Origin of the sequence: Bacillus sp. RC240, assembly GCF_044907945.1 — a bacterium.
Classification (GTDB): Bacteria; Bacillota; Bacilli; order Bacillales; family Bacillaceae_G; genus Bacillus_A; species Bacillus_A mycoides.
In genome coordinates this window covers 1-8,586 of the sequence record NZ_JBIYCT010000026.1, presented here as the reverse complement: position 1 = coordinate 8,586, position 8,586 = coordinate 1, and the positions used below count along the sequence as shown (strand labels likewise).

Sequence of the window (8,586 nt, the reverse complement as noted above, 5' to 3'; positions counted from 1 at the left end):
CACACCCGTTCCCATACCGAACACGGAAGTTAAGCTCTCTAGCGCCGATGGTAGTTGGGACCTTGTCCCTGTGAGAGTAGGACGTCGCCAAGCAACTTTAAGACGAGTCAGAATGACTCGTCTTTTTTGTATGCTTTCATACCTCTGTTAATTGCCTGCTTAACTCCTTCTAAATAGGCGAATCCATGCCTTTTATCTGCTTCTAAGTAAGTACCTTCTGCCCATTCATTCCACGCATTAATAAATAAAAACTCGCTGTTGTAAAGAGAATAGGTACGCTGGATTTGTTTGCTTAAGTATATCGTGAACTTCCTAGGGGTAGAACCTAGGAAGATACTGCTATTTAAGTCTTTGCGGCGTGCTGTATTGTCCCAGTCAACAAAGGCACCAGGAAATGTTTTTTTCTCTGGAGGAGATCGCTTTAGTATATACATCCACACTTTATCATAATTCCAAGCGTTTATTTGTTTACCAGACTCATATATTTTCTTATTTATGTCTGAAGAGCTATCATGAGCAATTGTATAAAAAGGCTCGAATTGAATGCTAGCATCAAATCCATTTATATTAGGAAGTGGAAAGCTGTTTAATGTTTCTGCAAAGTATATACCTTTCAAACCATTTTCTTGTGCGAGTGTATTCCAATAATGAAGCATTTGTTCACAATGAGGGATATGCCCGGGACGATAAATAATGAATGAATAGTGGTTTATCGTCTATACGGATATATCTCTCATCTTGGAAAGCTTGCAATAAATACTCAAAGTGTTCTTTCCAATCCGATAATTCTCCATAATTTTGAGGCATTAATATGTGACTATCAAGACCATCCCAAGTTTTTGTCCACGGTTCATTTGCCCAAGAAAGGCAAAATGGAAAATCTGGTTCCTTCATCTTAAGTACCTCATTAAAGGGTGCCTCCAATAGCCTCTTCCCTTTAAACCAGTAATGGTAATAACAAAAACCATATATGCCATGTGCTTTGGCGATTTCTGCTTGCCATTTTCTTACGGATGGGGTGGTTAAGTCATAATAAAAATCTTGATAAGGTTCTCTAGGTTGGTAATGTCCTGAAAATAAAGGTCGTGCACTTTTAGTATTTGTCCATTCAGTAAACCCTTTCCCCCACCATCGGTCATTTTCTTTTATTTGATGAAACTGTGGTAAGTAAAAAGCGATTATTTTCAAGATATATCCCCCTTATGTTCTTCGTAGTTCAAGTGGTGGGAAGTTACTTTTGATTTTTCGAATCTAGTTAAAACATGAGATATGTTATTTACTTACTGTATTTATGCTGCATAATGAATTCTTTTGTGCAGTTTGTTTGATATGGAAATCTTTGATGATTTAATATATACGGCTGAGATACAAAATGATCTTCATTATACAATGAGCGAAAAGAGTTAATCTTTTTGGAGAACAAATAGAGCTTGGGGTAACCGGTTTGTATCATCAAAAAAGTCCCGTAGCTTTAAATACTTCTCATAGTGGTTTTTAATATAAGTTCTAGGTATAACGGTTTCCCCATAGAAGCTACTGTTTCTAACGTCTCCAGCTCCCGTAGGGCTGTGGATAAAATTGCCGCTTTCATAATCCGAGATGGCACGATTTATATCTGGAAAAGCTTGAGATAAAGTTTTATGCCACCCAGTTTGAATTAATTCAGGGTGTTCCTTGAATTGTTGACAGAAATCGAGAAAATAGCGTGCTTGTGTTGTTGCGATGAAGATTCCACCTGGACGAAGAATTCTTGAAAACTCCTTTATCCAATTTTCTGCGGTTTCTTCGGATAAATGTGAGAATACAGAATAAGCGAATATGATATCTAATGAATTGTCATTAATAAATTCTACAGGAGGTTGTGGGGGAGCTATTTTATACCTGCCTCTTCCTAACGTTTCGTTGCAAAGTTTAATCATTGCAGGATCTACATTAATACCAAGTAAATTTTTATGGCGAACATCTTTGAAAAAGAAGCGTATGATTCTTCCCCATCCGCAACCAAAGTCTAAAATTTTCCGTTCTTTATTCAAGGGAACGCCTAAATTATGGGCATATGTTTTTACAAGGCTATAAAACAAATATGCTTCATAAAGAGCATGTTCATAGGAAGCACCTACAAACTGTTGTTGAATTTCTTCGGAGGGGAACATAGGTACTGGGATGCCATTTATCTTTGTTTGTGAGCAACTTTGTATAAATAGATTAAGAAGTTCAACATCAGAAAGCGGGCTAACAAGGTTATCAAAATCACTTTCTAACTCAAAGTTATTCATTTGTTAACCTCCATATTATATAGTGCCTAAAAATCATTTTCGTGTTTTTTACTAATAAAAACATGTAGAAATTCAGCATCTAACCCCAGTGATCTATCCTTTTGTAAATAAACAATGGTATACATATTTGCATGTGTATAAATATATTCAATCATATCTTGACCCCAATCAAATGTTACTAAAGACCCGTTCTCATCAATAGGATTACCATGATAAATTGGCTCCTCAATATATTCGATTCCTTCTTTATTGATTCTTGCTCTTTGTAAAGTCTTTGTGAGTGTATGATACCAAGGGACAGTAAACACATGAGCGCCGCCAGGCTTTAATACACGCTCTATTTCTTTAAAGGCTTTGTTTGGCTCCATTACATGTTCAAAGACATCTTGAGTAATGAATAAATCAAAAGATTCATTTTGAAAAGTCATGTCTTCTAAGTTCTCGCATCTAATCCCTTGAAAGTATTGGCCGAGAGGGTAGTTTTTAAAGTATTGAGAATATGTATAGTTTTTGCAGTTTTTTATTAGTAGTTGAGTTGTAATTCCTCCAGGAGAGGATTCGTGGATATGATAGGAACCCCATTTTGGAAAAAATGTATTTAAAACATGAATTAGAGCGCGCTGCCTTGGTATAGAGTGGCATGTAGAACATAAGTAGTGATCTCTAAGCCAATCATTATGCTCTATAAATGTAGCTTTCTTCTCACAAATAACGCAATATCCATTATTGTGCTTCAAATTACCTTCCACATGACATCACTCCTGTGTAAAAAAATGCATATGACACACATGTCAACAATCAGCGAAATCAAAGAGAGTGGGTGGAAATTAGGGAACTCATAAAAGTGAGATTGGTAGAATGGAATAATTAGCGGGAGAGAACCCCACGCTAATTAAAGTTTCACTTTATGCTATGCGATACATTCGCTTTTATTCATTGAAGAATGTATCGACTTAGAATATCCCTTTTGTGTACGGATACATTTCAAAGTCTTGTGCATATATTTCTGTAACTAAATCCATGGTTTCTTTATCATAAAAGCTTTCATATGTTGGAAAGCGGGGGAAGGATGCATCTGTAATGCTAAGTTCTGCATAGCTTCCCGTATAAAGCATCTTATGAGCACGATGATGATCTGAATTTGTAAGAAGCGCTAAATTTGATTTAGTCAAATCGTACGTGTGTTCTATCTTGGTGATTTGTGTATTAAAATCTTCTAAAGGAATATAGCATTGGATGAAGTTTTCTTCACCTGGGACGTATTGCTGACTAAAATGTATATCTATTGCTAGGGAATTGGAACCGAATGCTTGAACGTAATATAAAAATTGTTTAAATGATATTCCTTGATTACTATATTTGTCATTATAAAAATAATGCCGGATACTTTCCCATTGAGGGCTAGCATATGGATTGTCAGCAAGCAATAAAAAGGAGCTGACCGCCCTTGTATAGGGGTTTCGCACAAGTTTATAAACATCTTTTTTTGCTTCTAGAAGACCATTTTGTAACTCGGGTATGTAATTTGTATTGTTTTTATACACCCAGAACTCATAGTAATGAATAAAGTCATGGTATTTCTTTGCTTCAGGAAATAATCCAATTTGAAAAAAGAACCAATTAGCTAAAGTAGTACATCCGCTTCTATGGCTCCAGAATAGTATAAGTGGAAAGTCTTTATGGAAATGTGGGATTCGATCTTTATGTAGGATTACATGATTTAAAAGCTCTTGATTTACATTCTTCATACATGTAGTGCTCCTTTTTGAAAGTTTTATTTATGGAGAAGGTTTTTAAATAGAATAAACGAGAATATGAGAAGGCAAGTTTTTACTAATCCAATATATTCATGGGAATGAGTAAATATTATGAGTGTTTTTGCGGTCATCTTAAATAAGGTATCGATTCTAAAAGGAAAATATAAAATAAAGATAATGAAAATTTATAAGGGGCATACAATTATAAGAGAATGAATAATAGAGGTGACCAAGTTCGTTTATTTGTATTTCTAGGTGTGATAAGCAAAAATCTTATTACTAGAGAGGATATTATGAGGAAGAATAATTATTTAATAGTAGGTGGAAATAGTTTTATTGGTATAAACCTCGCATTAGGTTTATTGAAACAAGGTCAAAATGTAAAAGTATTTTCCAGACATATAAATAATTTCCCTCAAAATATTATAAGTGAGGTTGAATTTATTAAAGGTGATTTAGCGGATGTTAAAGATATATATAAAGCTTTAGTGAGTGTGGATATTATTATTTATTTAGCTGCAACTTCTAATGTAGCAACTTCAATTGAAGATGTTTTCGGAGATATAAACAGTAGCTTTTTTTTTTCTTAACTTCATGGAAAGTGTTAAAAATTTTCCTGTTAAAAAAATTGTATTAGCATCTTCTGGAGGAACGGTTTATGGTGAACCGGAATATTTACCTATTGATGAGGAACATCCATTAAAACCACTTTCTCCTTATGGAATAACAAAAGTATCGCTTGAAAATTACTTGTACTTTTATAAGAAAAAATACGGAATTGACTATGTTGTATGTAGATATTCTAATCCATATGGAAAATATCAAAATCCTTTAAAGAAAGTTGGGGCAATAAATTGTTTTTTGTATCAGCATCTCAGTAATGAAAAGATTAATATATATGGGAATCCACAAGAGATTATTCGAGATTATATTTATATCGATGATTTAGTTGAAATCACTATACAACTATCACAATTAAATCGTTTGAAATCTTGTGTGTATAACATAGGGAGCGGCAAGGGTCTCTCTTTAAAACGAATTATAGTAGAATTGGAGAAATTAACGGAAAGAAAAGTGGACTTTACCTGCTATAAACAAAGGCAAGAAAATGTTCGAAAAATCATTTTAAATATAGATAGAGTAAGACGAGAATGTAATTGGGAACCGAAAATAGATTTCAAAAGTGGAATTAGATTAAATAAGCTATGGATTGAAGAGTTCTTATATAGTAAAAAATAATAAGCCATGCCCTACTTTTGTATCAGTAGAGCGTGGTTTATTATTTTATTTCTTTTTTTATTACCCAAAGGTCTTGATGTTCCCACCAAAAACCTTCAGTGTATTTTTTGATGACAGGGTTATAGGGCAATAATTTAATTTTGTCACATACGTAAGAGGGACTAACGATCGTTTGCCCGTATTGATGAACATCTAAATCCAATTGTTCACTAGAAGGGAGAAACCAATAACCCTGTTTATTTAAATCTGGAAAGCTGAAGTACTTTTTACTTTGATAACCATGAGTTGTGAAAATGAGTAAGCCTTCAGGAGAAACAGCATTATACAATGTTTGAAGCCAACGAAACCAAGTTGTATCAGGCATATGAGAAAAAAAGGATAGACAAAAGACGATATCATACGTAGACGAGGCCAATTTTACTTGTTCAGGTTCAGGGTGAGATAAGATAGAAGAAGTATTTAATGTGTTTTCAATAAAAGTAATAGCCTCTTCATGTATATCACAGTTAGTTATACTTAAGTTCGTTTGTGGGTTTAACAAATGACGTGTTACGCAGCCATATCCGGATGCGAATTCTAATAATTTAATTGGAGTGTCAATAGGGGGATAAAAGGAAGTAATTAAATCTAAAAGTGTTTCTGCGGATTTTCTCCCATCTTGAAAATAATAATCTATCGCTTCTTTTTTAGATGGGAAGACTGGATTAGTGACAAGGAATTGAAAGATATGATCCTCTGGATGGATACTTGTATTTACATTGTATTTGTGTGCAATTTGAGAAAGCAAATCTTTATTTGCTTCTATAAATTCTTTCAAAGAGTAACCCCCCTTAAATGATAGTAATGTTTTACAAGAGATACTGATGGCGAAGAAAATATATCATTAAATCTTCAAATATGCTTTAAGGTACTTTCTATATGTATACATTTTCTTTTTTGAAATGTCGTCGATAGTAAAGGTTTCTTTAATGAAATTCTGCATTTGTACAACTTCACTGTAATGGGAATATGAATCTTCTGTTCTCGTTACGCTATTTGTATGTCGTCTATGATAGTTTAGCGGTTTTGGATTGAAATAAATGTTCCCCTCTTTAAGAATAGAAACATAGAAAAACCAATCACCAGCTACTTTAAACTTTTCTAATTGTTTTTCTGTAGTTTTTATATCTATGTTTTTAAAAACTACACTTGAGACATTAGGTATGGTGTTTTTGATAAGTAATGTATCTTGTATTTCATCTATCCCTTTTCGGAAATAAGAACTTTTCCATTTTTCTTTATCAATATCATTTGTGTAATCTAAATAATGATTGGCTAGGATATTTCCTTGTTCATCTATTTGTTTTGATTGTGTGTAGCTTAAGGTAACATCACGATTTATATGAAACCCTTGGATTACTTCTTCTAAAAATGTCTGATCACATAAGTCATCGGCCTCTGCAATCCAAATATAATCACCGGTTGCTGCAGAGATGCCTTTTATCCATTGTTTAAATACAGAACCAGAGTTTTTATCATTAATAATCTGCTGAACTTTTAGGTGGGGCTTATTTTCGTTTGAGAGCAGCTGTTCAAATATAGATACACTATTGTCAGTAGAGGCATCGTCTAGGAAAATTAGTTCGTAAAGGGGATAGGTTTGGTTTAATATGGATTTAACTCGGTTAGATAAGTATTTTTCGTAATTATAGTTCGGTATGATTACGCTTATTTTTTTGTAATTATGATCAAGTAGGTTTAACAGTTGATAAATGTAATGAAGAAAGTTGAAATCTTTTTCAATAAGCTCTTGGCCAAAGCGCCCTTTTTGTAATCGTAAGTCTTCATCTCCAATAAATTCATATATTCTTTCCAGCACCTGCGGTAAATTTAAAAAGTCTACTAAGGCGCCAGTTTGTTCCGTAACAACATCTTCAAAACCTCCAGCGTTTTTAAACCCTATAACAGGGACTTTTGTATCTAATGCCTCTAAAACAACGTTTGGAAAAGGATCTTCTCTTGAAGTTAACAAATATAAATCAGCCCCGGCGTTATATAAACCGATATCTGGAGTAGGCTCAACTAATGTGAAATGTGCTGTATATCTTGGGGATAGCGTGTTAAAGAAATGAACATCCGTTCTCCCGACCCAGATAAAATGAATATTCGTATGAACCTTTCTTACTGAGTAAGCAATAAGTGAGAATAAATCTATCCCTTTCCGATGATCAGCGAAACCTACTCCTAAAATGATTTTGCTATCTAGAGGCAGGTTGTGTTTTTTTCGTAATTCGCTTCTAGCTTTTGCAATATTGTTCTTATAAGGATTGTGGTTAAACAAGCCTTGAGGGAGGATGTGACATTTTTGATGATCTAATTGGGTGATTGTACGGAATTTTTCATACACGTACTGTGAAGGGAAGACAACTTTGTAAGCAAACTGGGCAATGTTTCTAGCTTTCCCCTCGGCAGAGTACTGTTGTATTAAATGCGGCAATTCATGTATTAATGAAATAACTTTTATATTGTGTTTAGCTAGTAATGCAACTATATCACCACTTATGACGGTACTACATATGGCGATGGTATAGTCTTGTGATAGTAACTTCTTTATTAATAATTCGACCCTTTTTTCTGTTGGGTAGTCTTCCTCTAGGCAATAAACAGGACCATACTTTTGAAAATCGTGGATTAAAATGCCCGTTCCAATAGAAATAATTGCGACGGAGTAATGAAAGTTTTCTTTAAGAGCTTTAATAGTATGTAAAGAAAGCAGCTGTGCTCCGTGGAAATGGGCATCATGGGATACATAAATGATCTTCTTATTAACATGCATTTCATAACGCCTCCTAAGTTAATTAGATTTTTAGTAAATGCATGGTGTATTTATAATTCCTAGAGAGAAGTGGTAGGAGATAATTGTGAATGCAGCTGGAATGTACTCGAAATAAAAAGTGCTACCTTTAATATATATTTGTTTGGCTTGCTATTCATTCTTTAGAAAGGTGTAAGTAAGAAAGTATAAACTGTCGATTATGAAAGTGATTGCACCAGTTTATTAATCTCTAGGAACGGAGTATAAATGAAGAAGGTTCAATACCCTTTAGAATTTATAAAATAAAAAGGATAAAAGGTATTGACGATTAGGATATAGAGGTGTAATATAGAACAAGTCGCCGATGCAATAACGCAGAACGCGGCAAACAAAATGAAAAACTTAGTTGACATTAACTAACGAAGATGTTAACATAAGGGAGTCGCAAATGAGCGACAGACAAGTTCTTTGAAAACTGAACGAAACAAACAACGTGAACGTCAATTTTTATTTTTAGATG

5 protein-coding genes, 1 rRNA gene and 2 pseudogenes are annotated in these 8,586 nt (G+C 33.8%); 2 read left to right on the top strand and 6 right to left on the bottom strand.

The genetic code is table 11. The features are described 5' to 3' along the window. Positions 1-93, top strand: a 5S ribosomal RNA gene (rrf, locus tag ABH955_RS29030); the annotation flags it as partial. 14 nt (positions 94-107) lie between these two features. Here the strand turns inward: rrf and ABH955_RS29025 are convergent. The 4 genes and pseudogenes from ABH955_RS29025 to ABH955_RS29010 form a co-directional block, all read right to left on the bottom strand. Next, positions 108-1,188: pseudogene (locus ABH955_RS29025) on the bottom strand (glycosyltransferase WbsX family protein). Positions 1,189-1,403: 215 nt separating this feature from the next. Next, positions 1,404-2,276 carry a class I SAM-dependent methyltransferase gene (locus ABH955_RS29020; RefSeq protein WP_404491970.1) on the bottom strand — a complete coding sequence of 291 codons (873 nt, stop codon included), beginning with the start codon at positions 2,274-2,276 and terminating at the stop codon, positions 1,404-1,406. Between the two features lie 26 nt (positions 2,277-2,302). Continuing rightward, positions 2,303-3,025 (bottom strand): class I SAM-dependent methyltransferase, encoded by a 723-nt coding sequence (locus ABH955_RS29015; protein WP_000398933.1) that lies wholly within the window; start codon positions 3,023-3,025, stop codon positions 2,303-2,305. 204 nt (positions 3,026-3,229) lie between these two features. Beyond that, the gene (locus tag ABH955_RS29010) at positions 3,230-4,024 is read right to left on the bottom strand and encodes a sulfotransferase family 2 domain-containing protein (protein ID WP_404491969.1); all 795 of its coding nucleotides are present in this window, start codon (positions 4,022-4,024) and stop codon (positions 3,230-3,232) included. A gap of 302 nt (positions 4,025-4,326) precedes the next feature. Between ABH955_RS29010 and ABH955_RS29005 the strand changes: the two are divergent. Further along, positions 4,327-5,272: pseudogene (locus ABH955_RS29005) on the top strand (NAD-dependent epimerase/dehydratase family protein). 40 nt (positions 5,273-5,312) lie between these two features. Here ABH955_RS29005 and ABH955_RS29000 read toward each other — a convergent pair. Both ABH955_RS29000 and ABH955_RS28995 read right to left on the bottom strand, forming a co-directional pair. After that, positions 5,313-6,089, bottom strand: coding sequence for a class I SAM-dependent methyltransferase (locus tag ABH955_RS29000; protein WP_404491967.1), 777 nt, complete (start codon positions 6,087-6,089; stop codon positions 5,313-5,315). Positions 6,090-6,155: 66 nt separating this feature from the next. Next, positions 6,156-8,087 (bottom strand): glycosyltransferase, encoded by a 1,932-nt coding sequence (locus tag ABH955_RS28995; protein WP_404491965.1) that lies wholly within the window; start codon positions 8,085-8,087, stop codon positions 6,156-6,158. Positions 8,088-8,586: the final 499 nt, after the last annotated feature.